Source organism: Streptomyces sp. NPDC057438 (genome assembly GCF_042802995.1).
In the GTDB taxonomy this organism is placed as follows: Bacteria; Actinomycetota; Actinomycetes; order Streptomycetales; family Streptomycetaceae; genus Streptomyces.
In genome coordinates this window covers 347,194-372,221 of the sequence record NZ_JBHVDD010000001.1, presented here as the reverse complement: position 1 = coordinate 372,221, position 25,028 = coordinate 347,194, and the positions used below count along the sequence as shown (strand labels likewise).

General features: G+C 72.7%; 17 protein-coding genes and 1 riboswitch. Of the genes, 6 read left to right on the top strand and 11 right to left on the bottom strand.

From position 1 onward, the window contains the following. Positions 1-19: 19 nt before the first annotated feature. Entirely contained in the window at positions 20-2,206 is a 2,187-nt protein-coding gene (locus tag ACFU5F_RS01730; protein WP_383880407.1) for a DUF6350 family protein, read from the bottom strand. A 126-nt stretch (positions 2,207-2,332) separates the two neighbouring features. Between ACFU5F_RS01730 and ACFU5F_RS01725 the strand changes: the two genes are divergently transcribed. After that, positions 2,333-3,319, top strand: a complete 987-nt coding sequence (locus ACFU5F_RS01725) for an RNA polymerase sigma factor (RefSeq protein ID WP_383880404.1) — start codon at positions 2,333-2,335, stop codon at positions 3,317-3,319. 102 nt (positions 3,320-3,421) lie between these two features. On the opposite strand, the gene sucD is transcribed toward ACFU5F_RS01725, so the two are convergent. The 7 genes from sucD to ACFU5F_RS01690 form a co-directional block, all read right to left on the bottom strand. Continuing rightward, positions 3,422-4,306 (bottom strand): succinate--CoA ligase subunit alpha, encoded by an 885-nt coding sequence (gene sucD / locus ACFU5F_RS01720; protein WP_383880401.1) that lies wholly within the window; start codon positions 4,304-4,306, stop codon positions 3,422-3,424. A 21-nt stretch (positions 4,307-4,327) separates the two neighbouring features. Then, a complete protein-coding gene (gene sucC, locus ACFU5F_RS01715) occupies positions 4,328-5,506 on the bottom strand; it encodes an ADP-forming succinate--CoA ligase subunit beta (RefSeq protein ID WP_383880398.1) in 1,179 nt (392 codons plus the stop codon). A 720-nt stretch (positions 5,507-6,226) separates the two neighbouring features. Then, positions 6,227-7,381 carry a hypothetical protein gene (locus ACFU5F_RS01710; RefSeq protein ID WP_383880395.1) on the bottom strand — a complete coding sequence of 385 codons (1,155 nt, stop codon included), beginning with the start codon at positions 7,379-7,381 and terminating at the stop codon, positions 6,227-6,229. A 269-nt stretch (positions 7,382-7,650) separates the two neighbouring features. Further along, positions 7,651-8,889 carry a VWA domain-containing protein gene (locus ACFU5F_RS01705; protein ID WP_383880392.1) on the bottom strand — a complete coding sequence of 413 codons (1,239 nt, stop codon included), beginning with the start codon at positions 8,887-8,889 and terminating at the stop codon, positions 7,651-7,653. Beyond that, a complete protein-coding gene (locus ACFU5F_RS01700; protein WP_383880389.1) occupies positions 8,886-9,056 on the bottom strand; it encodes a hypothetical protein in 171 nt (56 codons plus the stop codon). The genes ACFU5F_RS01705 and ACFU5F_RS01700 overlap by 4 nt, the downstream gene beginning before the upstream one ends. Then, positions 9,053-11,419 carry a DUF5682 family protein gene (locus ACFU5F_RS01695; protein ID WP_383880444.1) on the bottom strand — a complete coding sequence of 789 codons (2,367 nt, stop codon included), beginning with the start codon at positions 11,417-11,419 and terminating at the stop codon, positions 9,053-9,055. Before ACFU5F_RS01695 ends, ACFU5F_RS01700 begins: the two co-directional genes overlap by 4 nt. A 95-nt stretch (positions 11,420-11,514) precedes the next feature. Then, on the bottom strand, positions 11,515-12,669 hold the full coding sequence (locus tag ACFU5F_RS01690; protein ID WP_383880386.1) for an AAA family ATPase: 1,155 nt from the start codon (positions 12,667-12,669) through the stop codon (positions 11,515-11,517). 133 nt (positions 12,670-12,802) lie between these two features. Between ACFU5F_RS01690 and ACFU5F_RS01685 the strand changes: the two genes are divergently transcribed. Both ACFU5F_RS01685 and ACFU5F_RS01680 read left to right on the top strand, forming a co-directional pair. Continuing rightward, positions 12,803-14,185, top strand: coding sequence for an SWIM zinc finger family protein (locus tag ACFU5F_RS01685; protein WP_383880383.1), 1,383 nt, complete (start codon positions 12,803-12,805; stop codon positions 14,183-14,185). Positions 14,186-14,264: 79 nt separating this feature from the next. Beyond that, positions 14,265-15,902 carry a DUF5691 domain-containing protein gene (locus tag ACFU5F_RS01680; protein WP_383880381.1) on the top strand — a complete coding sequence of 546 codons (1,638 nt, stop codon included), beginning with the start codon at positions 14,265-14,267 and terminating at the stop codon, positions 15,900-15,902. Between the two features lie 252 nt (positions 15,903-16,154). On the opposite strand, the gene ACFU5F_RS01675 is transcribed toward ACFU5F_RS01680, so the two are convergent. Further along, entirely contained in the window at positions 16,155-16,571 is a 417-nt protein-coding gene (locus ACFU5F_RS01675; protein ID WP_383880442.1) for a cobalamin B12-binding domain-containing protein, read from the bottom strand. 659 nt (positions 16,572-17,230) lie between these two features. Between ACFU5F_RS01675 and ACFU5F_RS01670 the strand changes: the two genes are divergently transcribed. Next, on the top strand, positions 17,231-18,091 hold the full coding sequence (locus ACFU5F_RS01670; protein ID WP_383880378.1) for an esterase/lipase family protein: 861 nt from the start codon (positions 17,231-17,233) through the stop codon (positions 18,089-18,091). A gap of 400 nt (positions 18,092-18,491) precedes the next feature. Next, entirely contained in the window at positions 18,492-20,096 is a 1,605-nt protein-coding gene (locus tag ACFU5F_RS01665; RefSeq protein ID WP_383880375.1) for a M23 family metallopeptidase, read from the top strand. A 103-nt stretch (positions 20,097-20,199) separates the two neighbouring features. Here ACFU5F_RS01665 and pcrA read toward each other — a convergent pair whose 3' ends face one another. Further along, the gene (gene pcrA / locus ACFU5F_RS01660; protein ID WP_383880373.1) at positions 20,200-22,710 is read right to left on the bottom strand and encodes a DNA helicase PcrA; all 2,511 of its coding nucleotides are present in this window, start codon (positions 22,708-22,710) and stop codon (positions 20,200-20,202) included. A gap of 262 nt (positions 22,711-22,972) precedes the next feature. Beyond that, positions 22,973-23,147, top strand: a riboswitch (cyclic di-AMP (ydaO/yuaA leader). Positions 23,148-23,155: 8 nt separating this feature from the next. Here pcrA and ACFU5F_RS01655 point away from each other — a divergent pair. Then, complete coding sequence (locus ACFU5F_RS01655; RefSeq protein WP_383880369.1) at positions 23,156-24,388, top strand: NlpC/P60 family protein; 1,233 nt, start codon at positions 23,156-23,158, stop codon at positions 24,386-24,388. A 29-nt stretch (positions 24,389-24,417) separates the two neighbouring features. Here ACFU5F_RS01655 and ACFU5F_RS01650 read toward each other — a convergent pair whose 3' ends face one another. Beyond that, a complete protein-coding gene (locus tag ACFU5F_RS01650) occupies positions 24,418-24,771 on the bottom strand; it encodes a hypothetical protein (RefSeq protein ID WP_383880366.1) in 354 nt (117 codons plus the stop codon). Positions 24,772-25,028 lie beyond the last annotated feature (257 nt).

Genomic DNA, 25,028 nt, shown 5'->3' with positions numbered 1-25,028 from the left:
GCGGCGCGCCTTCGTGTCGTCAGGCGGGTTCCCCACGGTCGGGGGGCGGGGTGCGGCCGGGGAGCGGGGTGCGTTCCTGGCCGTCCCGGTCGGCTGCGGACGCCTCTCGCAACGCCGCCCAGCGGGCGGCGCGGGCGTCCGGGTCCCAGACGGGCGGGGACGCCGGGGCGGACTCGTAGGCGTACGGGTCGAGTGCGTCGTACGAGGCGAGGGCGTCGGTGGGACCGGTGTCGGCGCCGTGCGTACCGAGCAGGTCCGGGGCGGAGGCGTGCGCGAGGTCGTCGACGGTGTGGAGCGCCGGGTCCGGGGTGGGCTCGGCGCCGGTGACGTGGGTGGTGGGGGCCGTGTGGGTGACGTTGGGGGTGGTGAGGGTGTCGGTGGCGGTGGCGGGCGGGGAGCCGGCCGGGATCGACGGTCCGGCCTTCGCCCCCGGGATCCACGCGGGGAACCGTCGGGAGCGCTTCGGGAGCGGTTGAGCCTGCGGCACGGGTGCGGGCGCCGTCGGCCGGCCCGTGGCCCGGGACTCGTCGGTCGGGGATTCGGCACGGCTCTGCCCTTGCGACGTGGCTCGGGTCCCGGTTCTGGTCGCCCCCCGGGGCTCGGCTACGGAGTCGATGCCCGGCTCGGTCCGGGACCCGGCCGCCCGAGACCCGCCCGATGTGCCGCCGGGAGCCACGGCACCCCCTCCGGTGGTCTTCGCCCGGCGCCGGAACAGCCCGAACACCCGGGCCGCCACGGACCGCTTCCGCCCTCCGGTCCCCTCACCCAGGAGCTCCCCCGGCGTTCCGCACTGCCCGGCGCCCCGGGCCACAGGCACCGCGGACGTCTTCTTCCGGCCAGTCGTCCCGGCCACGTCCGCTCTCCTCCGGGCCCGCATCCGCCACCCCCGCGCGAGCAGCGCCACCGGCATCCCCACCGCACCCACCCAGGCCCCGGCCGCGGCGCCGGCCTGCCACCACACCGGTCCGAACGCGGTCAGCGCGGCGACGCCGAGGGGTCCTCCCGCGAGGAGGGCGAGGAGGGCGAAGGCGGCGGCGGACATGAGGGCCGCGAGAAGGGCCGCGACGACCGTGCGCCCCGCGGACCACGGCACCGGCCGGGCGGCGGCGGCCCGCGCCCCGGTGAACCAGCCGACCGTCACCCCCGCGGCGAGCGGCACCGCCCCCACCACCCAGTACGCCGGTGCGCCACCGCCCGCCGGGACGGCCGCGAGCAAGGGGAACGGTGGCAGGAGAACGGCCGGAGCGGCCGCCTCCAGCGGGCCGGTGGGGTGCCCGCCGCCCAGCAGGAAGCCGGGGCCGAGGGCGTAGGCCGCCGCCCACAGCGCCGCGTTGGGGACGAGGGCCAGGCAGAGCAGCAGAACGGCGAACCGTCCGGACAGCCCTTCGGTGAGCTGGAGGAAGGAGTCGCGGGCCGCGTCGCCGTGCCAGACGAGGGACACGGCCACCAGCAGAGCGCCACCACCGCCGAGCACGAGCACGCCCGCCCCGGCGGCGCGTCCGGCGGCGGCCGCGACCTGCCGCCGGTGCGCCGTCCTCGGGGAGCCGCCGAGGAGCGCGGGCAACGGCGGCCGTGGGCACCCGCGCGCCGCCCACACCCCCGTGCCCGCCGCGAGCGCCGCGAGCAGCGGCACGCACAGCGCGGCCCACCACGACGGCCGGAGCACTCCGCCCGCTGCGTAGAGGGTGACCGCCGCGCCGACGGCCACGTAGCCGATGACGAGCCCGGCCCACGTCGCACGCGCGCTCACCCCGGAACCGTCGCCCGCGTGGTCGCGGGCCGATCGGTGCAACAGGACCACCGGCAGGGCCAGCAGGAAGAGGGGGACGAGACCGACCGGCGCGGGCTCGCCGGAGAGTGTGTCGGTGCGGACGAGTTCCACGCCGTGGGAGAGCAGCCACAGCGCCGCCGCCACGTGCAGCGCCCCGCCGGGCCCGCTGTCGGGATACGGCGAACTGATCCACAGCACGGTCACGAGGGCCACGAACGCCCCCAGTCCGAGCCCCGCCGCCAGCACCCCGCCGAGCACCCCGGCGACGAGCTTGGACGACCGCCGGCGCGCCCGCCTGAGCAGCGGCGACAACGGCGACCGGGGCGAGGACGCGTACAGGGAGGGTGCGGAGGCCGCGGGCCTCATCGGTACCCCGGTCGCCGTGGAAGGTGCCGACGGGTCGTTCGGATCGGTCGCGTGGGTCACGTCGGCCATGCTCCCAACGACACGCGCTTTACGGGTGTAACGGAGTATTTGTGCACGTGTCGCCCAATATGTGCTTATGTGTTTTTTCGTACGCAGATCGGTCCAACGGAGGTCGCTTCCGCGGGAGGCGATCCGGTGACCCGGCCCGGGACCAGGACGTCGGGCGAGCCGTCCGGCCGGGGCGCGGCCGAGTGGTACCAGCAGCCGCTCGGCGCGGGAGAAACCACCGCCGATTCCCATGCCCATGCTCATGCCCATGCCGATGCCGACACCGATGCCGACACCGATGCCGACACCGGTCTGTCGGCGCCGGCCCCGCCGCGCCTGACGCCCGGCCAGGCTTTCGACGCGCTCTACGCGTACTGCGCCCCTGCCCTCGTACAGCAGACCTATCTGCTCACCGGGCAACAGCGTCTCGCGCGCGAGGCGGTGGAGCGCGCCTTCCAGCTCGCCTGGCACCGCTGGCCGGAGGTGGCCGTCGACCGTGACCCGGCGGGCTGGGTGCGGGCGGCGGCCCACGAGTACGCCCTCTCCCCCTGGCACCGGCTGCGCCCCCGCCCCCGGCAGCACCTCGATCCGCCGCCCGCCGACCCGACCGATCGCGCCCTGCTGACCGCGCTGCTCGAACTGCCGGCCCCGTACCGCCGCACACTGCTCCTCTACGACGGCGTCGGCCTCGACCTGCCCGACACCGCCGCCGAGACGGAGTCCAGCACGCCTGCCGCGGCGGGCCGGCTGCTCTACGCCCGCGCGAGGGTCACGGAGCGGCTCCCGAAGCCGGTGGCGGCCGACGACCTCGGCCCTCTCCTGGCGGCGCTCCCCTCCGGCGTACGGCCGGGCCCCGTCAGACCCCCCGATCTCCGGGCCCGGGCCGACCTGCGCGCCCGCCGCTGGATCCACGCCGCCATCGCCTTCACCACCCTCCTCCTCACCACCACCGCCCTCACGCTGTACACGGCCCCCGACCATTACGAGGCCCCGGTGCCCCCGGGCGTCCCGGTCCACGGCGTCCCGCCGCGAGCGGCCCCCGGCCCCCTCTCCGCCCCTCAGCAGAAGCTGCGGGCCAAGCTGCGGGCGGAGAGCGCCGCCGGACCGGAACGGCTGCACCCGGAGGCCCAGTGAGCCGGGGCGCACGCCTGGCGCCGACCACCCCCGCGAACGCGTGCGGGCCCGCACCCCTGGACGAGGGGTGCGGGCCCGCGGAAGGCTCGGCCGAGCCGAAGGTCAGCCGCCGAGGATCTCGCGCGCGAGCTTCGCCGTCTCGGTGGGCGTCTTGCCCACCTTGACGCCGGCGGCCTCGAGGGCCTCCTTCTTCGCGGCAGCCGTACCGGAGGAGCCGGAGACGATGGCGCCGGCGTGGCCCATGGTCTTGCCCTCGGGCGCGGTGAAGCCGGCGACGTAACCGACGACCGGCTTCTTCACGTTCGCCTTGATGTAGTCGGCGGCACGCTCCTCCGCGTCGCCACCGATCTCACCGATCATCACGATCAGGTCGGTGTCGGGGTCGGCCTCGAACGCGGCGAGCGCGTCGATGTGCGTCGTACCGATGACCGGGTCGCCACCGATGCCGACGGCCGACGAGAAGCCGATGTCCCGCAGCTCGTACATCATCTGGTACGTCAGCGTGCCGGACTTCGAGACGAGACCGATACGGCCCGGCTTGGTGATGTCACCGGGGATGATGCCGGCATTCGACTGGCCGGGGGTGATCAGACCCGGGCAGTTCGGGCCGATGATCCGGGTCTTGTTGCCCTTGGACCCGGCGTACGCGTAGAACGCGGCCGAGTCGTGGACGGCGATGCCCTCGGTGATGACGACCGCGAGGGGGATCTCGGCGTCGATGGCCTCGACGACGGCGGCCTTGGCGAAGGCCGGCGGCACGAAGAGGACGGACACGTTCGCGCCCGTCTTCTCGATCGCCTCGGCGACGGTGCCGAAGACCGGGATCTCGGTGCCGTCGACGTCGACGGTCGTGCCCGCCTTGCGGGGGTTCACGCCACCGACGATGTTCGTGCCGTCGGCCAGCATGAGCCTGGTGTGCTTCATGCCCGTGGCACCGGTCATGCCCTGGACGATGACCTTGGATTCCTTGTTGAGGAAGATAGCCATGGCTGTTCTGTCCCTCGTCCCTTACTTCGCGGCCGCGAGCTCGGCGGCCTTGTCGGCCGCGCCGTCCATGGTGTCCACGCGCTGGACCAGCGGGTGGTTGGCGTCGGAGAGGATCTTGCGACCCAGCTCGGCGTTGTTGCCGTCCAGACGGACGACGAGGGGCTTGGTGACTTCCTCGCCCTTGTCCTTGAGCAGCTGCAGCGCCTGGACGATGCCGTTGGCGACCTCGTCACAGGCGGTGATGCCACCGAAGACGTTGACGAACACGGACTTGACGTCCGGGTCGCCCAGGATGATCTCCAGGCCGTTCGCCATGACGGCGGCGGAGGCGCCACCGCCGATGTCGAGGAAGTTGGCGGGCTTGACGCCACCGTGGTTCTCACCGGCGTACGCGACGACGTCCAGGGTGCTCATGACGAGACCCGCGCCGTTGCCGATGATGCCGACCTCACCGTCGAGCTTGACGTAGTTGAGGTTCTTCTCCTTGGCCGCGGCCTCGAGCGGGTTCGCGGCCGCGTGGTCGACGAGCTCCTCGTGGTCGGGGTGGCGGAAGTCCGCGTTCTCGTCCAGGGAGACCTTGCCGTCGAGGGCGATGACGTCGCCGGAGGCGACCTTCGCCAGCGGGTTGACCTCGACGAGGAGGGCGTCCTCCTCGATGAAGGTCTTCCACAGCGTCACCAGGACGTCGGCGACCTTGTCGGCGACCTCGGCCGGGAAGTTCGCGGCCTCGACGATCTCGCGCGCCTTCTCGGGGGTCACACCCTCGTTGGCGTCGATCGGCGTCTTGGCGACGGCCTCGGGGCGGGTGGCCGCCACCTCCTCGATCTCCATGCCGCCCTCGACGGAGGCGATGGAGAGGAAGGTGCGGTTGGTGCGGTCGAGGAGGTACGAGACGTAGTACTCCTCGACGATCTCCGGAGCGGTCTCGGCGATCATCACCTTGTGGACCGTGTGGCCCTTGATGTCCATCCCGAGGATGTTGGTCGCGTGCTCGACCGCCTCGTCAGCGGTCGCCGCGAGCTTCACGCCACCGGCCTTGCCGCGGCCACCGACCTTCACCTGGGCCTTGACCACGGACTTGCCACCCAGACGCTCGGTGGCTGCGCGAGCCGCCTCAGGCGTGTCGATGACTTCACCGGCCAGCACCGGTACATCGTGCTTGGCGAAGAGGTCCCTCGCCTGGTACTCGAACAGGTCCACGCGCGTCCGTCCCTATCAGTGAGCTAGCGGTTCGTTGGATGCGTGGGCGTGCCGCGAAGGGCAACGTGACGTCCGCCGTGAGTCACAAGGGAGGCGCACACGGTGTCCGAGCGCGCGGCATGTCCGTCTCGCAGGTTATCGCTGCTTCCCGGAGGCCCCTAAATCGCGGGTCACACCTGAGCGGTGATACCTGTCACATGATGCCGCGCTCACTGGCACCGCGTGCCGCGTATGCGGGACCTCACCGGACGGGGGCACGTCCGGTGAGGTCCCTACGAGGCCCTTCGCTCGTTGCGAAGGGCCCCTGGCGGGGTGATCTCCTCCCCGATCGGAGACCTCCCGCCACCGTCCCCGACTCGCGCCCGGACCGGGCCGACGGCTTTCGGCCGTCCGGATTCGAGCCGTGGGTCGGCTGTCCTGGGGGCTGGCGTGCGAAGGGGGTGACAGTCCTGCCGGCCGTCACGCCGCCATGTCCTCACGCCGTTACGCCGTTACGCCGCCCGGGCCCGTACGGCAGTCGCGTCGTCACGACCGCGAGGCCGTGGGCCCGGCTCCGGTGAATGCGGGGGAACTGTCGGCCGTGCCGCTCGCGGGAGTCAGGTCCGGACCCCGGGTCCGGAGGTCAGGTCCCCGAGAGCGAAGGGGCCGGGCGGCGATCGAGCTGCGGCCGACCTCCCTCCGGCATCCCCGCGCGGCATTCCCGCGGCGAAGGCACCGGCGCTAGCCGGGGAACGTGGGGATGTCCCGGTGCCGGTCCCGGGTTCCGTGCGGGGCGTCGGCCGCGGGGGCGCCGGGCGAGGCCGTCAGCGGCGCCCGGTCGGGCGTGACGACGGTCTGCGGTTCGGCGTGCCGCGGCCCGCCGTTGTCGCCGACGGAGTGCCGTCCGAGGGCACCCGTGGCGAGGCCGCCGGGGTTCGGTCGGTCGGGCACCCGCACGACGTCCGCGTCCCCGGCACCGGCGCCACGGCGAGGAGCCTCCCCGACCCACACGCCGGCGGCGGGCGGCCCGTACGTGACGGACGCCGGACCGGAAGTCCGCTCACCGTCGCTCCCCCCGTCGCCGCGGCCGTCACCGTCGACGGCCGAGTCGCCGCTCCCGGGCTGTTCCCGGCCCGGCTCCCGGGGCGCCACCTCGACGAGCGGGCTCTCCACAGGCAACGTCGTCCACCCGGACGGTTCCGGGAGCCCCGGCACCCCGGGCAGCGACGGTGTCCCGCCCGACGGCGGAAGCGGCGACGGCGGAAGCGGCGACGCCACCCCGGCCAGGCCCTCGGTGACCGACTCGACGAGATCCCCCACGGGCACCACGACGCTCTCGGCGACCGGCCGTAACACGGGGTGGATGACCGGCTGCACGACATCCTCGACGACGGGCCGCACCAGGTCCTCGGCGACCGGCTGAACCAGGTCATCGACGACGGACGGCACGACATGCTCGACGGCCTGCGGTGCGAAGCGTTCCGCCACCGGCCGCAGGGCGTGCCGACTCGACGGCCTCAGCACCGGGTCGGCCACCGGCGGTCGCAGCACCGGAACGGCCACCGGGGGGAGCGCCGGATCGGCCGTCGACTCGGCGGCATCCTCCGTGTCCCGCTCGGCGATGTCCGCCGTGATCGTCTCGATGGGCGGCCGCACGACCCGCTCGGGATCGGCATCGGTGACAGCGGCCGGGAGGGCAGCGTTGATGACGGCGGCCGAGCGGGACGACGACACCGGCGCCCCGTCGTCCGCCGCGCTCGCCCGTGCGCCGCAGAGGACGCCGAGCGCGAACAGTCCGCCCACCAGCAGCGCCACCCGCACCGTACGGCGCGCGGCGGCCCCGCGCGTCGCGCGCAGGACGGCACCGGCACCGGGGAACGCGGCTGCTGCGGTCAAGACGGGGAGGACCCTCCCGTGCGACGGAACGGCGGAGTACGGGGTGAAAAAACACGAGATGCGAACACCCGTGTGAAAGCTGTGAAGCGCCGCCGATCCTCGCACGGGACTCCCGCCGTCGCGCAAGCCCCACGTCACCGACGCGTGGTCATGTCCGCTTTTCCACCTCCCCTGTCCGGTTACCGACTGCCGCGTCGGTCACGGCCGTCGCACCCACTCCTCCCTGCTCCCCCGTGCCGCCCTGTACCCGGCCCTCCCCGTTCCGCTCCTCACGCACTGTCCGGTATCGGCAACGGCCGTTTCTCGATCGCCGCCGCCATCACCTCCGGGAAGAGGTCGGGCGTGCAGGCGAACGCGGGGGCGCCGAGCGCCGCGAGGGCCGCCGCGTGCTCGCGGTCGTAGGCCGGCGCCCCTTCGTCGGAGAGCGCGAGCAGGGTCACGAACTGCGCCCCCGACGCCTTCATCGCCGCCACCCGCTTCAGCATCTCGTCGCGTATTCCGCCCTCGTAGAGATCGCTGATCAGCACGACCACGGTGTCCGCGGGCCTGGTGATCTGCGACTGGCAGTACGCGAGTGCCCTGTTGATGTCCGTGCCGCCGCCGAGCTGGGTGCCGAACAGGACATCGACCGGGTCGTCGAGCTGGTCGGTGAGGTCGACGACCGCCGTGTCGAAGACGACGAGCCGGGTGTTGAGGGACCGCATGGACGCCAGCACGGCCCCGAACACCGACGCGTAGACGACGGAGGCCGCCATCGACCCCGACTGGTCGATGCAGAGGACGACCTCCTTCTTCACCGCCTGCGAGGCCCGCCCGTAGCCGATGAGCCGCTCGGGCACGACGGTCCGGTGGTCCGGCAGGTAGTTCTTGAGGTTGGCCGCGATCGTGCGGTTCCAGTCGATGTCGTGGTGGCGCGGCCGGTTGACGCGTGCACTGCGGTCGAGGGCGCCGGTGAGAGTCGCCCGGGTCCGGGTCGCGAGCCGCTTCTCCAGGTCCTCGACGACCTTCCGTACGACGGCCCGTGCGGTCTCCCTGGTGGTCTCGGGCATGGCCTTGTTGAGGGAGAGGAGGGTGCCGACGAGGTGGACGTCCGCCTCCACCGCCTCCAGCATCTCCGGCTCCAACAGCAGCGCGGACAGCCCGAGCCGGTCGATGGCGTCCCGCTGCATGACCTGGACGACGGAGGAGGGGAAGTACGTCCGGATGTCCCCCAGCCACCGCGCCACGGACGGCGCCGACGCCCCGAGCCCCGCCGAACGGTCCTGACCTGCCCGCGACCTGTCCCCCTTCCCGTACAGCGCGGCCAGCGCCTGGTCCATCGCCGCGTCGCGCCCGCCGAGCGCGTACCCGGTGCCGTCGGCCGCGTCCCCGCCGAGCACGAGCCGCCAGCGCCGCAGCCGTTCGTCGGCCGCGTCCACCTCGGCCCCGGTCTCCGCCCTTGTCTCCGCCTGCGTCTGCGCTTGCGTCTCCGCTTGTGTCCCCGCTGGTGTGCGCGCCTCGGTCGTCATCCGCGCGCCCCCGCCCCGGGGCGGGCCCAGAGCGGCATCACCGTCACGGTCGCCGGGCGCCTGCCCGCACGCGCACCGGGTGCCTGCCCGTTCCCGTCTCCGGTGTCGCTCGGGGTGTCCATCGCGCCGGCGGCCCGCCTGGGCTCGCGCAGTCGTTCGGTCGTCATCCCGCCACCCCCACCATGTCGTCATCCACGTTCGCCCGGCTGCCGTCGCCGTCCAGACCGAGCAGCAGCCGCAGCACCGGCAGCACGGCGTCCGCCCGGTCACCGTCGAGGTCCTCGGCGAAGCCGGGTATGCCGGAACCTCCGGGCGCCGTGCTCCTCCGCCGCCCCGGGCCGCGCCGCACCTGCTCGCCGAGCGTCCGGCGCACCCCCGCCTCGTACGCCGAGAACGTCCGCCGCAGCAACGGCAGTACGTCCGTGAACGCGTCCGCCGTGACCCCGGTGAGCCAGGCGTCCACCAGCGCGAGGAGCCGTTCGTCGTGCACGAGCAGCATCCCGCCGCCGGAGCCGCCGACGAAGCCCTCGATCCACGCCGCCGCGTCCGAGGGCGCCGTCCCCGGCGACAGCACGAGCCCCATGAGCCGCGCCGCCTCGCCCTGCGCCAACTCGCCGTCGTCCAGCAGCAGTCGTACGGCGCGCCCGCGGATCACGCCCGGCGCCGTGTCCCGTACGGAGAGGACGTGGAGCACCGCGTGCCAACGGCCCCGTATGCCGGACCCGGACCCGGAACCGGTCGCGCTTGTGCTTGCGTCGTCCGCCGTCGCGCGGTCTGCCGGGGCGGCGTCGCCGAGCAGGCCCACCGCCCCGTGCACGGCGTCGAGATGGCGGCGCATCTCCTGTGCCGCCTCGGTGTCGAGCGCGGCGCACGCGGGCGGCAGGCCGACGAAGACACGCTCGGCGAGACCGGCGGCCACCTCGGCCAGCGCCCGGGTGTCGGTGGCGCGGACGTCGCCGTAGCGCAGGGAGCGGACGAGGGCCGGGAGTGCCTGGGCGAGGTGACCGACGTCGGCGTCGAGGGCCGCGCGGTCGGCGAGCACGCGCATCACCGCGGGCAGGGCGTCGGGGAGTTCGGCGAGGAGGCAGCGCTCGGCGAGGCCGGTGATGTCGGCGAGGGACCCGGCCGTGACGGCGTCCGCCTCGGCCTTGGCGGTCGTCGCGGCGAGCACGGTGGTCCCCCAGACCCCGGCTTCGGCGACGCGCAGGGACAGCTCGGGCTCCCAGCGCAGCCGCCAGGTCTCCCGAAATGTCCCCGTGCTGCCACGCGAGGTCGTCGGCTCACCCCACTCGACGCCGAGCAGCCGCAGACGGTGCAGCAGACGGCTGCGCTCGGCGTCGTTCTCCTTGCGCAGGTCGAGCTCCACCTCCCGCTCCAGCGCCTCCGGCTTGATCCGCAGCCTGCGCTGGAGCCGGGTGAGATCCCGCTGCAACGGCACCGCCGGCGCCGCGTCGGGCACCTCTCCGAGGACGTCGCCGACCACCAGCCGGTCCTCCACCAGTGACAGCGGCACGTCCGAGCCGTCGCACATCACCGCCCGTACGGCGTCGGTGGTCTCCGTGAGACCCGGCAGCGGGCGGCCGCGCATCGCGGCGAGCGTGTCGGCCAGCCGTACCGCCTCGATGACGTGCGCGGAGGACACGATCCGGTCCTCCTCGCGCAGCAGCCCCGCCACCTTGGTGAGCCACCGCTCCACGGGGCGGTCGGGCGCGGCGAACAGATGCCCGTACCAGCCCGGGGAGTCGATGCCCGCCCCGTAGCCGCCGGCGCGGGCCAGTCGCCGGTTCGTCCACGGCACCCAGGTCATGTCCGCCTTGACCTTGGGCAGGCCCTTCAAGGATGCCCGGTCGGCGGCCACGGTCCGCCTCTCCCGCAGCGCGGGCACATGCCAGGCACCGCAGACCACGGCAACGCCGTCGTCGCCGAACTCCTTCTGGGCGGCCCGCACCTGCAACCGCATGTACGCCTCGCGCACCGGATCGCGGTCGCGTCCTCCGCTGCCGTACACCTCCCGCAGCGCTCCCATGGCCTCCTCCAGCACGGCGAACGGGGCGAACACGTCCCCGCCCGTCCCCCGGTGCTCGACGACGTCCTCCCACCACCGCTCGGCGTCGTCGTACCCAGCGGCTTCGGCGAGCGCGGCGAGCGGATCACCCCGGAGGGCCTCGTCCGGCTCGGCGGCCGGCCCGTCCGGTTCGGCGCCCTCGGATTCCTCCCTCGCCCAGGCGAGCGTGTGCGCGGCCGGCAGGTCGATGAAGCGGGCCGGGACGCCGTGGGCCAGCGCCCAGCGGAGGGCGACCCACTCCGGGGAGAACTCGGCGAAGGGCCAGAAGGAGGAGCGGCCCGGCTCGTCGACCGCGTGGGCGAGGAGCGCGACCGGGGGCCGCATGTCCTCGTCCGCCGCGAGCGGAACGAGTGCATCCGCCTCCGGCGGCCCCTCGATCAGCACGACCCGGGGCCGGGCCGCGTCCAGTGCCGCCCGCACGGCCCGTGCCGACCCCGGCCCGTGATGCCGCACCCCGAGCAGCAACGGCCCGGGCCCCCGCAGCCCGCCCGTACCGCCGGCCCCGCCGCGCGCGCCCGCGCCGACGGCCACCTCCGCATCGCCCCGCGCCTCCTGTCCCGTCACGCGCTCACCTCGCGGCACGCGCGGTAGAAGTCGGTCCAGCCGTCGCGCTCGCGGACGACCGCCTCCAGGTACTCCTGCCAGACGACGCGGTCGGCGGCCGGGTCTCGGACGACGGCGCCGAGGATGCCGGCGGCCACGTCGGAGGCGCGCAGGACGCCGTCGCCGAAGTGGGCGGCGAGGGCCAGGCCGCCCGTGACGACGGAGATCGCCTCGGCGGTGGACAGCGTGCCGCTGGGCGACTTCAGCTTCGTACGGCCGTCCGTCGTGATGCCGTCGCGCAGCTCGCGGAAGACCGTGACGACGCGGCGGATCTCGTCGACGCCGTCGGGCACGGCCGGCAGGTCGAGGGAGCGGCCGATCTGGACGACGCGGCGCGAGACGATGTCGACCTCGGCGTCGGCGCTTTCCGGCAGCGGCAGCACGACGGTGTTGAAACGGCGGCGCAGCGCGCTCGACAGGTCGTTCACCCCGCGGTCGCGGTCGTTGGCCGTGGCGATGAGGTTGAAGCCCCGTACGGCCTGCACCTCCTGCCCCAACTCCGGTATCGGCAGCGTCTTCTCGGACAGGATCGTGATGAGCGTGTCCTGGACGTCTGCCGGGATGCGGGTCAGCTCCTCGACGCGTGCCGTCATGCCCTCCGCCATCGCCCGCATGACGGGGCTGGGCACGAGGGCGTCGCGGCTCGGGCCGTGGGCGAGCAGCTGCGCGTAGTTCCAGCCGTAGCGGATCGCCTCCTCCGGGGTGCCCGCCGTGCCCTGCACGAGCAGGGTGGAGTCGCCGCTGACGGCTGCCGCCAGGTGCTCGGAGACCCAGGTCTTGGCGGTGCCGGGCACACCGAGCAGGAGCAGGGCGCGGTCGGTGGCGAGTGTGGTGACGGCGACCTCGACGATGCGGCGCGGCCCGACGTACTTCGGTGTGATCACCGTGCCGTCCGGGAGCGTCCCGCCGAGCAGATACGTGGCGACGGCCCACGGCGAGAGCTTCCAGCGGGCCGGCCGGGGCCGGTCGTCGTGGGCGGCCAGCGCGGTCAGTTCCCCGGCGAAGGCATGCTCGGCGTGTGCCCGCAGCACCTCACCGCCCGTGCGCGTGTTCGCGGGCGCGGACTGGTTGCGGCTCGGGTCGACAGTGGTCGTTCCAACGGACGCAGGCATGGCTGAGTCCCCCTCCAGCTCGGCCGGTTCGGATCTGCTGACCACCCTGCACCACGCCACTGACAATCCAGTCTGACCTGGGGAAATTAGATCGCGCAAGCCAATTGTCAGTGGTGGGATCTACCTTCGGAACATGACTCAGCAGGGGGTGCGCTGGACGGCTGAGCAGGTGCTGGCATTGGCACCTGACGCAGCGTCGCGCAAAGCCGGAAGCAAACTCGCAGCGGCAGGGCCGTGGTCGGGTACTGGCAGTTCGGACGAGGGGACGGTGTGGGGACTGTGCAAAGGAAGTGGCAGCAAGCCGTATCAGACGATCATCGACGTGGCGGACTCCGCGGGGCCCGCGTACAAGTGCGGTTGTCCGAGCAGGAAGTTCCCGTGCAAGCATGCGCTGGGGCTGCTCCTGCTCTGGGCGGGCGACGCCGCCGCGGTGCCGTCCGGGCAGGCGCCGGACTGGGCGCTGCAGTGGCTGTCAGGCCGCCGTACGCGCGCAGCGGCGAGGACGACGAGGACGGGCGCGGCATCTGGGGCCACGTCCGCTGACCCCGAGGCGGCGCGGCGCCGAGCCGAGCGGCGCGCCGACCGCGTCACCGCGGGCGCGACGGAGCTCGAACAGCGACTGACCGACCTGTTCCGCGGCGGCCTGGCCGCCGCGGAACAGGCGGGGTACGGGCTGTGGGAGGAGACGGCGGCCCGCATGGTCGACGCCCAGGCCCCGGGACTGGCGGCACGCGTCCGGGAGTTGGGCGCGATACCGGCCTCCGGCCCCGGCTGGCCGGCCCGACTCCTGGAGGAGTGCGCCCTCCTGCATCTCCTCGACCAGGGCTGGCTGCGCCGCGATCGCCTGCCGGAGGGCCTCGCGGCCACGGTCGGCTCCCGGATCGGTCTGACCGGCTCGCCGGACGGCCCCCCGGTCCACGACCGCTGGCTCGCCCTCGCGCAGTACGACACCTCCGACGCCCACTCCTCTCTGACCACCCGCCGCATCTGGCTGCACGGCCTCCGGTCGGGCCGTACGGTGCTGCTCCTCTCCTACGGAGCCGCCGGCCGCGCACCCGAACTGTCGCTGCCGGTCGGGCTGGCCTTCGAGGCCGAGGTGTCGGCGTACCCGGGTGCCGGTCAGCTGCGAGCGGCCCTGGGCGAGCGGTTCACCGCGCCCGAGCCCAGCGCCGCACGCCCCCCGGGCATCACTCCGTCCGAGGCGGCGGCCCGCTACGGCGCGGCCCTGCGGGACGATCCCTGGCTGGACTCCTTCCCGGTCACCCTCGGCCGCGTCGTCCCCGTCCCGGTCGGCGACTCCTGGCAACTGGCCGACGCCGACAGCGATCTCGCCCTCCCCCTGATCTCCTCCGCTCGCTCCCGCCCCGGTCTGTGGCGTCTGCTCTCCCTCTCCGGCGGGCTACCCGTGACGGTCTTCGGCGAGTGCGGCCACCGGGGCTTCACCCCGCTGACGGCGTGGTCGGAGGAGTCGGAGGGCGCGTACGAGACGGTCGGGCAGGCGGTGGCGCTGTGCTGAGCGGAGGCGGGAGCCGAAGCGGCATCGGCATCGCCGGCAAAAGCGGAAGCAGTGGTTCGCGGCAGACGGAGGGAACCTCATGAGCAGTGCGTCGGACGCTTCGGCGGGGCCCTCCTGGGAGGAACTGGTCACGACCGCGCTGCTCGGGACGGACCGTCGCGCGCCGGCCGGGCCGGCGCCGGGCCGGACCGCGCCCGTGGCATTGCTGGACGCGGCGGCCGTGGAGACCGTGCGGCGCCGCGCGGGGATACGGCCGGTGCGGTCGGCGGCCCGGCCGGAGCCGGTGGCGCCGGACGAGCGGCCGCCGCTGCCGCCCGCCGCCACGCGGAGGCTGGCGACACTGCTGGCCGACCGGCCCGGCACCGGAGGCGGGCGCCGGGGCACCGCGCCCGACCTGACCGAACTGCTGCCCCAGTGGCTGGCATTGGCCGACGCACATGGGTACGCGGCACCTCCGCAGGCCCTGCCCGCGCTCCTGGACGCGGCGCGCGGCCGTACCGATCTGCGTCCCGCCGTCCTCACCTTCGCGGGCGAGCGGGCCTTGTGGCTGGCCCGGTTGAACAAGGACTGGCGTTTCGCGCTGCGTGCCGCACCCGGCGGTGGCACGGCCCTGCCCGGCGCGGACGAGCCCGACCGTGTCCGGCGCCTGTGGCAGGAGGGCCTGTTCGCGGAGCGCGTCGCCCTGCTCACGGCGATACGGGCCGAGGACGCCGCCTCGGCTCGCGAGGTGCTGTCGGGGACATGGTCGACGGAGCGGGCCGAGGACCGGCTCATGTTCCTGGACACGCTGCGCACGGGTCTGGAGGCGGCCGACGAGCCCTTCCTGGAGTCCGCGTTGACGGACCGCAGCCGGAATGTGCGGGCCACGGCGGCGGAGTTGCTGTCCGCCCTGCCCGACTCGGCGCTCGCGAGGCGCATGGCGAAGCGGGCGACCGCGTGTGTGTCCGTCGACCACGCGGGCAGCACGACGACGACTGTCGGAGCCGCTGTGCTCGCGGTCGAGGCCCCGCACGAGTGCGACCCCGGCATGGAGCGGGACGGTGTGGTGGCCAAGGCTCCGGCCGGGCGGGGTGAACGGTCCTGGTGGCTCGGCCAGTTGGTGGAGGCGACGCCCCTCGCTGCGTGGTCACGGCGGTTCGGGGGACGTACACCGGCGGAGATCGTCGCCCTGCCGGTCGCGGACGGCTGGCACGGTGAGCTGCACGGGGCGTGGTGCCGGGCGGCGGTGCGGCAGCGGGATCCCGCGTGGTCGCGGGCGTTGCTGGGGTCACCCTCCACACCGGAGGCCGGCGGGCCGGGAGCCTTGTCGCTGGCGGAGCGGGCGAAACTGCTGGCGACGCTGGGAAGCATCGAGCGGGCCGAGTGGGTGGCGGGGTTCATCGCCACGCACGGTCTGTCGGAGGCGTTCCAGCTGCTCGGGGTGTGTGCGGTGCCGTGGTCTCCGCCGTTGGGACGGGCGGTGGTGGACGCGCTCGACATCGCGCGGGACGCGGGGAGTTATCCGTGGAGCTTCAGCGGCGTGATGGGGCTGGCCGAGCGGTGCCTGGATCCCGCGGAGGCGGTGCGGCTCCAGCCGCTCACCGCGACGCCGGAGGACGCGGAGGACGCGGCGCCGGGAGCGGGCGGGTACTGGGCGGAGGCGTTCCAGCGGCTCGCGACGACGTTGCGGTTGCGGGCGACGATGCGGAGTGAGCTGGCGGGGACGGACTCCGCGTGAGGAGTTGCGAGTTGGGGGGCTGAGGATCGGAGGGCTGGAGGGCTGAGGGCCAGAGGGTGCAAGATCGGCCGGCCGAGGGGCCAGGCCGGTGTGGGTGGGCAGACGCGGTCGTCGTGAGGGCTGGTCGCGCGGTTCTCCGTGCGGCCGGGCACAGGCCCCCCGGGCTCAAATGCGGGCACGGGCCGTGTTGTGCACACACGGGCGCGAGGAACTGTGCGAGCAGCCCCAGGCCACCCGCACCCGCCCCTCTCCCTACGCCCCCGTCTGCTGCCGCGCATTCGCCCGTACCCACTCCACGATCGACGCCGTCGTCGCCCCGGGAGTGAAAATCTCGGCAACTCCCTTGTCCTTGAGGGGCGCGATGTCCGCCTCGGGGATGATCCCGCCGCCGAAGACGAGAATGTCCTCGGCGTCGCGCTCCCTGAGCAGTTCGATGACGGCTGCGAAGAGCGTGTTGTGGGCGCCGGAGAGGATGGAGAGGCCGATCGCGTCGGCGTCCTCCTGGATCGCGGTGTCGACGATCTGTTCGGGCGTCTGGTGGAGGCCGGTGTAGATGACCTCCATACCGGCGTCGCGCAGCGCCCGCGCGATCACCTTGGCCCCCCGATCGTGGCCGTCGAGTCCCGGCTTGGCGACCACCACGCGGATCGGACCGGCTGCCACACCCATCGCTGCCTCCATGAAACGGCCTCCATGAAACGACTACACCAACCCGTAACAGAACACAGTCACCTATATCGCGTGAACCGCTCGAACCGCTCGGATCGCGGCTTCGGGTTCATAAGACACGTACCCGTACCACCCTCCGCGGAAGTGAACGGACGTTATCCCCAGCATCCCGTAACCGGCAGTTTCGCGGTCCGGAGCGAGGGGGAAATCACACGTGGGACACGTTCGCCGCGCACTGCTCCCGGTTTCCGCGGCTCACGCGTCGCGGGGACCTAGGTGATCACGGAGGTGATCGCGGCACCCGGGCTGCGCCCGGGCCGCTCGCCACAAGCTCCCGCGGCGTGCGCGCCACGGGGTAGCGTGCGCACAAGAGGAGTCGTCGGAAGGACGCCGTACCGCCCCACTGCCGCGAAAAGTCACGGTGACGGGACGGACCGGCACCGGCAGACGGCGGAGGGCAGGGCAACGGGGAGTCGGGAGAGCCGAGCCCCCGTCGCGTGATCGGCGCCTCAGGCATCGCACACGCACCGCACGTCACGCGCGCCACACGCATCGCGTCACGCCACCCCGCACCCGCCACCCGCCGCCCACATCCGCGACCCTTCACTAGGGCACACGGGGGGACACAGTCGTCCACCCGTCTGCCGACGGGAGGTCGCATGAAGGTCACCAGGGCGGTCACGCCCCTTCTTCCGCTCTGCGAGCGACTGCTGCCCACGAGCCTCGCGGGTCTCTCCGTGGCTCTGCTCAAGGCGACCGCCCTGGAGTTGGCGATCCTCGCCGGGCACATGCTGCTCTATCCGTCCGGAATGACCCAGGAGCGCCGGACCGCTCCCACACTCCCCCCGGCCGAGACCCCCAGGCTCCCCACCGAGGAGAAGCCCCCGGTCGTCCTGCTGCACGGGTTCATCGACAACCGCTCGGTCTTCGTCCTGCTGCGCCGCGCCCTCGCCCAGCACGGCGGCCGGCACCTCGAGTCGCTCAACTACTCCCCCCTCACCCGCGACATCCGTACCGCCGCCGAACAGCTCGGCCGGCACATCGAGGACGTCTGCGAACGCACGGGCCAGGAGCGGGTGGACATCGTCGGACACAGCCTCGGCGGACTGATAGCGCGGTACTACGTGCAGCGACTCGGCGGAGACCTCCGCGTCCGTACGCTCGTCACGCTCGGCACCCCGCACGGCGGGACGCTGGCCGTGCCGCTGGCGGACGCGCACCCCATCGTCCGCCAGATGCGGCCGGGTTCGGCACTGCTGGAGGAACTGCGGGAGCCGGCGCCGGGCTGCCGGACACACTTCGTGGCGTTCTGGAGCGATCTGGACCACGTCATGGTGCCGATGGAGACCGCCGGCATCGACCACCCCGACCTGATGGCACAGAACATCCGGGTCACCGGCATCGGCCACCTCGCCCTGCCCGTGCACCCCGCCGTCGTCGGCGAGATACGGCAGGCGCTCGACGCCCCGTCACCCGGCGCCCGTACCGCCGCCCGCCCCGGCGGCCTGACCGTGGCGTGAGCCCGCGGCCACCGACGGGGGCGCAGTGACGCTCGCCACACGACGGAAGAACCGGGACGTAAGGCGATAAACCCGGCGCACGCCCATGCGCCCCCACCACGCGCCCGACTCGTGCCACTCCTTCCGGCAGCGAGAACGCGCCCCACCTCCGGCACGCCATCACCCCGCGAAACACCTCGACCCCGCTGGCGCGGGCGTCCCGTCACCCCCACACGACGGTCGACTATCGAACGCGTTTCGAACGCAAGGCCAAGGTCGTACCCACAGACCGCCGAAAGACGCTCGAATGCCCGTTTCCTGCGCGCACGAAACCCGTTGAAGATTGTCGCGCCCGCATACCGCCGGGTACAGTCACCGCACTGCTCTGCCAGCCCCTGTCGTCGAGGCGAAAGAGAAGTTGGTGAACGATCGTCATCCGTCGGGGACCGCAACACCCCCGGCCCCGGCTTCCGAAGCCGACCCGGCGCACTACGCGTCGTACGGCCACCAGGAAGCCACCTATGGCGACTTCACCACGTACGGCGAATTCCCCGCCACCGGTTTCGACTCCGGCAACGGCGCCCCCGCGACCGCCACCGGCACCTTCGCGGCCGACCCCCTCTTCGGTGACCTGCCGGGCAATGACACCGGCTCCTACGACGCCTCCCAGTGGTCGACGGGCAACCACCAGACGCTGAACTACGACCCGTACGCCGCGCAGCACCACGCCGCCTACGACACGGGCAGTTACGAAACGACGTCCTGGTCGGCCGGTTACGAACACCTCTCCCAGGTCCCGACCCAGCCCCCGGGCCCCGACGCGAGCGGCCAGTGGGACGCCGGCAGCTGGCTGCAGGCCGAGGCGTCCGACGAGACGGGCCGGTCGGGGCACTCCGACCAGACCCAGCAGTGGGTCGGCACCCAGCACTTCGACACGGGCGCGTTCGACGCCACGCAGTGGAACAGCGACGGCACCCCGGCCGGCGACGAGCACGAGGGCCCCGCCGCGGAGTCGTACGAACACGACGGCGCCTCCGAGTCGTACGAGGCCCACGAGCACCCGCAGACCGTGGTGGTGGACCTCTCGGCCGAGGCCGCGGATTTCCACCAGCAGGCGACCGCCACCTTCGAGCAGATCGCCCCGTACGACCAGGACGAAAACCCCTCCGAGGACGACGAGTTCGAGACCGACGACGCGGACCGCGTCGCGCTCCTCGACGGCGAGGAGGAGGTCACCCCGGCGGAGACGAGGAGTGCCGGTCCCGGCAGAGCGGCCACGCGCGCGGCCTCCCGGTCGCGCCGGAAGGCTCCGGCCAAACGTTCCGCCCTGCTGACCGTGGCCGTTCCGTCGGCCTGTGTCATGGGTGTCGCCGGGATCGCGGCGGCCTCCGTCGGCGCCACGTCGGACGACACGGAGACGACGGCGTCGGTCAAGTCGGACGCCACCGCCGTGAAGCCGTCCACCGCCAACAACCAGCTGGACACCCAGCTGGAGAGCCTCTCCGCCGAGGCGGACGACTTCGCCGACCGGGCGAGCCGGACGCAGGAGCGCATCGACCTCAAGGCGCAGCAGGAGCTGGAGCAGAAGAAGGCGGCGGCCGACGCGGCCCGCAAGGAACGACTGCGGCCCAAGTTCGCGCTGCCGGTCTCCCAGCACGGACTGAGCGCGTACTACGGTCAGTCCGGCGTCAACTGGATGTCCCTGCACACCGGCATCGACTTCCCGGTCTCGTACGGCACCCCCGTGATGGCGGCGACCGACGGCACCGTGCGCACCCAGTGGAACGCCGCCTACGGCAACATGGTCGTCGTCACCGCCAAGGACGGCACCGAGACCTGGTACTGCCACCTCTCCACGTACAAGGTCGCTTCCGGTACGACCGTCAAGGCCGGCGACACCATCGCCTACTCTGGCAATTCGGGCAACTCGACCGGCCCGCACCTGCACTTCGAGGTCCACCCGGCGGGCGGCTCCGCCATCGACCCCCTGCCGTGGCTGCGCAGCCACGGGCTGGACCCGACCTGACCGGTGCCGTGACGGGCACCGTCACGGACAACCGGAACGAAGACCGGGCCCCTGCACACGCAGGGGCCCGAGGTGTGTCACGGGGCGGCGGCCCCGTCCTCCGCTACAGCTTCTCCACCGGTGCGTACCGCAGCAGCAGCCGCTTCGGCTTGGTGTCGCCGAAGTCGATCGTCGCCTCCGCGTTGGCGCCCGAGCCCCCGACGCCGACGACCGTGCCGAGGCCGAACTGGTCATGGGTGACGCGGTCGCCCACGGCGAGCGAGACCACCGGCTTCTCGCTGCCGCGACGGGTCGCGAAGCCGGACGCCCCCGAGGCCGACGAACGGGAACGGGACGACGACAGCGAGGACGCGATCCCTGAGGCCGGCCCCGAGGGCATCGGCGTGGAGGCACCCGTGCGCTTCCACTCCAGGTGCGTCGCCGGGATCTCCTCCAGGAAACGGGACGGCGGGTTGTACGAGGGCTGGCCCCAGGCGCTGCGCAGCGAGGACCGGGTGAGGTAGAGGCGTTCCCGCGCGCGGGTGATCCCGACGTACGCGAGGCGGCGCTCCTCCTCCAGTTCCTTGGTCTGGCCGAGGGCGCGCATGTGCGGGAAGACGCCGTCCTCCATACCGGTGAGGAAGACGACCGGGAACTCCAGCCCCTTGGCGGTGTGGAGGGTCATGAGCGTGATGACGCCCGAGCCGTCCTCCTCCTCGTCCGGGATCTGGTCGGAGTCGGCCACCAGCGCCACCCGCTCCAGGAAGGCGGGGAGCCCGGCAGGGGTCGCGGCCACCGCCTCGCCCTCGCCTTCCGCCGCCCCGGACTCCTGCTCGAACTCCAGGGCGACGGCGGCGAGTTCCTGGAGGTTCTCGATACGGGTCTCGTCCTGGGGGTCGGTGGAAGCCTGCAACTCGGCCAGATAACCGGTCCGTTCGAGGACCGCCTCCAGGATGGTCGCCGGTCCGGCGCCGGACTCGACGACCGTGCGCAGGTCGTCCATCAGCGTGTTGAACCGCTTGACCGCGTTGGTCGACCGGGCCGCCATGCCGTAGGCCTCGTCGACGCGCTTCAGCGCCTGCGGGAAGCTGATCTTCTCGCGCTGCGACAGGGCGTCGATCATCGCCTCCGCGCGGTCGCCGATGCCGCGCTTGGGCACGTTGAGGATGCGGCGCAGCGGGACGGAGTCCTCCGGGTTGGCGAGGACACGCAGGTATGCGAGGACGTCCCGGACCTCCTTGCGCTCGTAGAAGCGGACACCGCCGACGACCTTGTAGGGCAGGCCGACGCGGATGAACACCTCTTCGAACACACGGGACTGGGCGTTCGTCCGGTAGAAGACGGCGACGTCCCCGGCCTTCGCGTCACCCGCGTCCGTCAGCCGGTCTATCTCGTCGGCGACGAACTGGGCCTCGTCGTGCTCGGTGTCGGCGACATAGCCGGTGATCTGCGCGCCCGCGCCCGCGTTGGTCCACAGGTTCTTCGGGCGGCGGGACTCGTTGCGTTCGATGACGGCGTTGGCCGCGCTCAGGATCGTCTGGGTGGAGCGGTAGTTCTGCTCCAGCAGGATCGTCGTCGCGTCCGGGTAGTCCTCCTCGAACTGGAGGATGTTGCGGATGGTCGCGCCACGGAAGGCGTAGATCGACTGGTCGGCGTCACCCACGACGCAGAGCTCGGCGGGCGGTACGTCCCACTCGTCGGGCGGTACGTCCACGGGGTGCTCGGCGGTGCCGACCAGCTCTCTGACCAGGGCGTACTGCGCGTGGTTGGTGTCCTGGTACTCGTCGACGAGGACATGCCGGAAGCGGCGGCGGTAGTGCTCGGCGACGTCCGGGAAGGCACGGAGCAGATTGACCGTCGTCATGATCAGGTCGTCGAAGTCGAGCGCGTTCGCCTCGCGGAGACGGGACTGGTAGAGCGCGTAGGCCTGGGCGAGGGTCTTCTCGAAGCCGTCGGTGGCCTGGGCGGCGAAGTCCTCCTCGTCGATCAGCTCGTTCTTGAGGTTCGAGATCTTGGCGCTGAAGGACTTGGGCGGGAAACGCTTCGGGTCGAGGTCCAGATCACGGCAGACGAGCGCCATCAGGCGCTTGCTGTCGGCGGCGTCGTAGATCGAGAAGGAGGACGTGAAGCCGAGCTTCTTGGACTCCCGCCGCAGGATCCGGACGCAGGCGCTGTGGAAGGTCATGACCCACATCGCGTTCGCACGCGGACCGACGAGCTGCTCGACGCGCTCCTTCATCTCACCGGCGGCCTTGTTGGTGAAGGTGATCGCGAGGATCTGCCCCGGGTGGACGCGCCGCTCGCCGAGCAGGTGCGCGATGCGATGGGTGAGCACACGGGTCTTGCCGGAGCCGGCGCCGGCCACGATGAGCAGGGGCGAGCCCGCGTGGATCACGGCCGCGCGCTGGTTGTCGTTCAGCCCGTCCAGGAGCGCCGCCGCGTCGAGAGCGGGGCGGGGGGCTCCGTCGCGGTAGTACGCGTCCCGGTCCGGAGGCACGTCGAACTTCCCGCCGAACAGATCGTCCGGAAGCGGCTCCGGTACGTGATCGTCCTCGGGCGGCGGCGGGGGCTCCTCCGCGTGGCCGCGGGGGGCCTGGAGGTCCGCCAGGAAGCTGTCGTCAAAGAGGCTGCTCATCGCTCTCCGAGTCTAGGCGCCCGCACTGACAGCGGGAGGCCGCCCCGGGAAGTCCGCGTCCGCCGCGTATCGCTCCGCGGTGCCACGTACCGCGACCACGGTGCGACGGTGAGCGATCGAGCGTACCGCCTGCCGCACCGAAGAGGCTAAGGTCACGAAAACGTATCGGGCATATCGAACATCAACCTTCACACGGGCCACACGAATTGGCTAGCTTTTTCTTCTGGGCCGTACGACCCAACCGGCGAACGTCGCCGGGCCGCACGGACCTCCGCCGAGTCCGGTGCGCCTTTCCGAGGCAGCCGGAGCCGGGGACCCACCGTTCTCCGGGGTGAATCGACCCGACCGCCGCACGCGGCACGGGCCGTAGGGCAAACCTTCCGAAGCATGCGCCCGAACCCGACAGCTAACTCGGTAGGCGGACAACGGAAGGAGACGCCGAACCATGGCGCCGCACCGCAAACCGCGTCCGGCCGGAACGCGCGCGGGCATACGCACCCCCGCTCTCGCCACCGCGGCCCTCACCTCCGTGGCCCTGCTCTCCCAGTCGGCCACGGCCGCGCCCTCCGCCGACGGCAAGCCGAGCCTGGAGGAAGTCGAGAAGAAGGTCGGCGACCTCTACCGCCAGGCCGGCTCGGCGACCGAGACCTACAACGCGGCCAAGGAGAGGACGACCAGGCAGAAGAAGCAGGTCGAGACCCTCCTCGAAGCCGTCGCCAAGCGCCAGGAGAAGCTCAACGAGACGCGGGAGGAGCTGGGTTCGTTCGCCGCGGCCCAGTACCGCGCGGGCGCGACGGCCCCCGACCAGGCCTCGCTGCTACTGGCGGACGACCCGCGGGACTACTTCGACCAGAACCAGCTGATGGACCGGTTGACGGACCGTCAGAAGGAAACCGTCGACGGGTACGCCGCCGACCAGGCCGAGGCGGCGGAGAAGCGCCAGGAGGCGAGCGACAGCCTCGAACAGCTCACCGAGTCACAGAACACCCTCAAGGCCAGCAAGGCCAAGGTCCAGGCGAAGCTGGCCCAGGCCCGCGAACTGCTGTCCACCCTCACCGCCGAGGAGAAGGCCCGGCTCGCCGCGATCGAGCAGCGCGAGCGTGAGGAGGCCGACCGCAAGGCGGAGGACCTCGCACGGCAGCAGGCGGCACAGGCGACGCCCCAGGACTCCCCTGAAGCGCAGGACTCCCAGGACGGACAGGACTCCCGGACGAGCCAGGGGGGATCGGAGGCGCCCCCGGAGGGTGTTTCCGCCGGCACGGGGACGTCCACCGGCACCACCCCCGGCACCACCGCTCCGGCCGCCGACTCCACGTACGCCACGAAGGCGGCCAAGGCCATCGCCTTCGCCCGCGCGCAGATCGGCAAGCCGTACGTCTGGGGCGCCACCGGCCCCGGGTCCTACGACTGCTCCGGCCTCACCCAGGCCGCCTGGAAGGCCGCCGGCGTCGACCTCCCCCGCACCACCTACGACCAGGTCGCCGCCGGCACCACGGTCCCCCTCGCCGACGCCAGGCCCGGCGACCTCGTCTTCTTCTACGACAACATCGGCCACGTCGGCCTCTACATCGGCAACGGCATGATGATCCACGCCCCGAAGCCCGGCACGTACGTCCGCGAGGAGTCGGTCTTCTACGACGGCGAGTCCTCGGTCCACAGCGTGGTGCGACCGGCGTAGCCGCGCGGTCGCCGGGGGGCGCGGGGCCGTCAGGTCCAGAGCACCGCGATGAAGACGTTCGCGACGGTCAGCGCGCCCACCAGGCCGAACAGCGGCTTGTCCACCCTCTCCTCGTCCCGCTTCACGTAGACCAGCCCGAGGATCACGATCAGCAGGGCGAGCTTGACGCCGATCTTGATGTTGTTGACGGGCTGGTCGTCGGCCTGGTTGAGGCCGACGAGGAGCACGCCGGTGACGAGCATGGTGAGGGCACCGTGGAGCATGGCGGGCACGAAGCGGGCGGTGCCCCGCCCCATGGCCGTCATCTGGGTGAGGAAACCGCCCAGGAGCGAGGCGATGCCGATGATGTGGAGCCCGACGAGGATGTGGATGAGTACGTCCATGCGCGGAGCCTAATGAGGGGCCCTCGGCCGGCCGGGCACGGGGGCCGTCGCCGTCACGTCACGGAACGCGATGGCGCCGCGGCCACGGAGAGCCGATCTTGCATATATGCGCCGCATAGCACTGCCGCGCCACCGAGTGGTCCGAAATGACCGGATCGGTCATCGCTCAGCGTGAAGTCGGCGGCGCCTGGGCGGGATCACGGTCACATACGGTCACCTCGCGGTCGGTGCACGCCACTTCCGTACAACGCGTTACC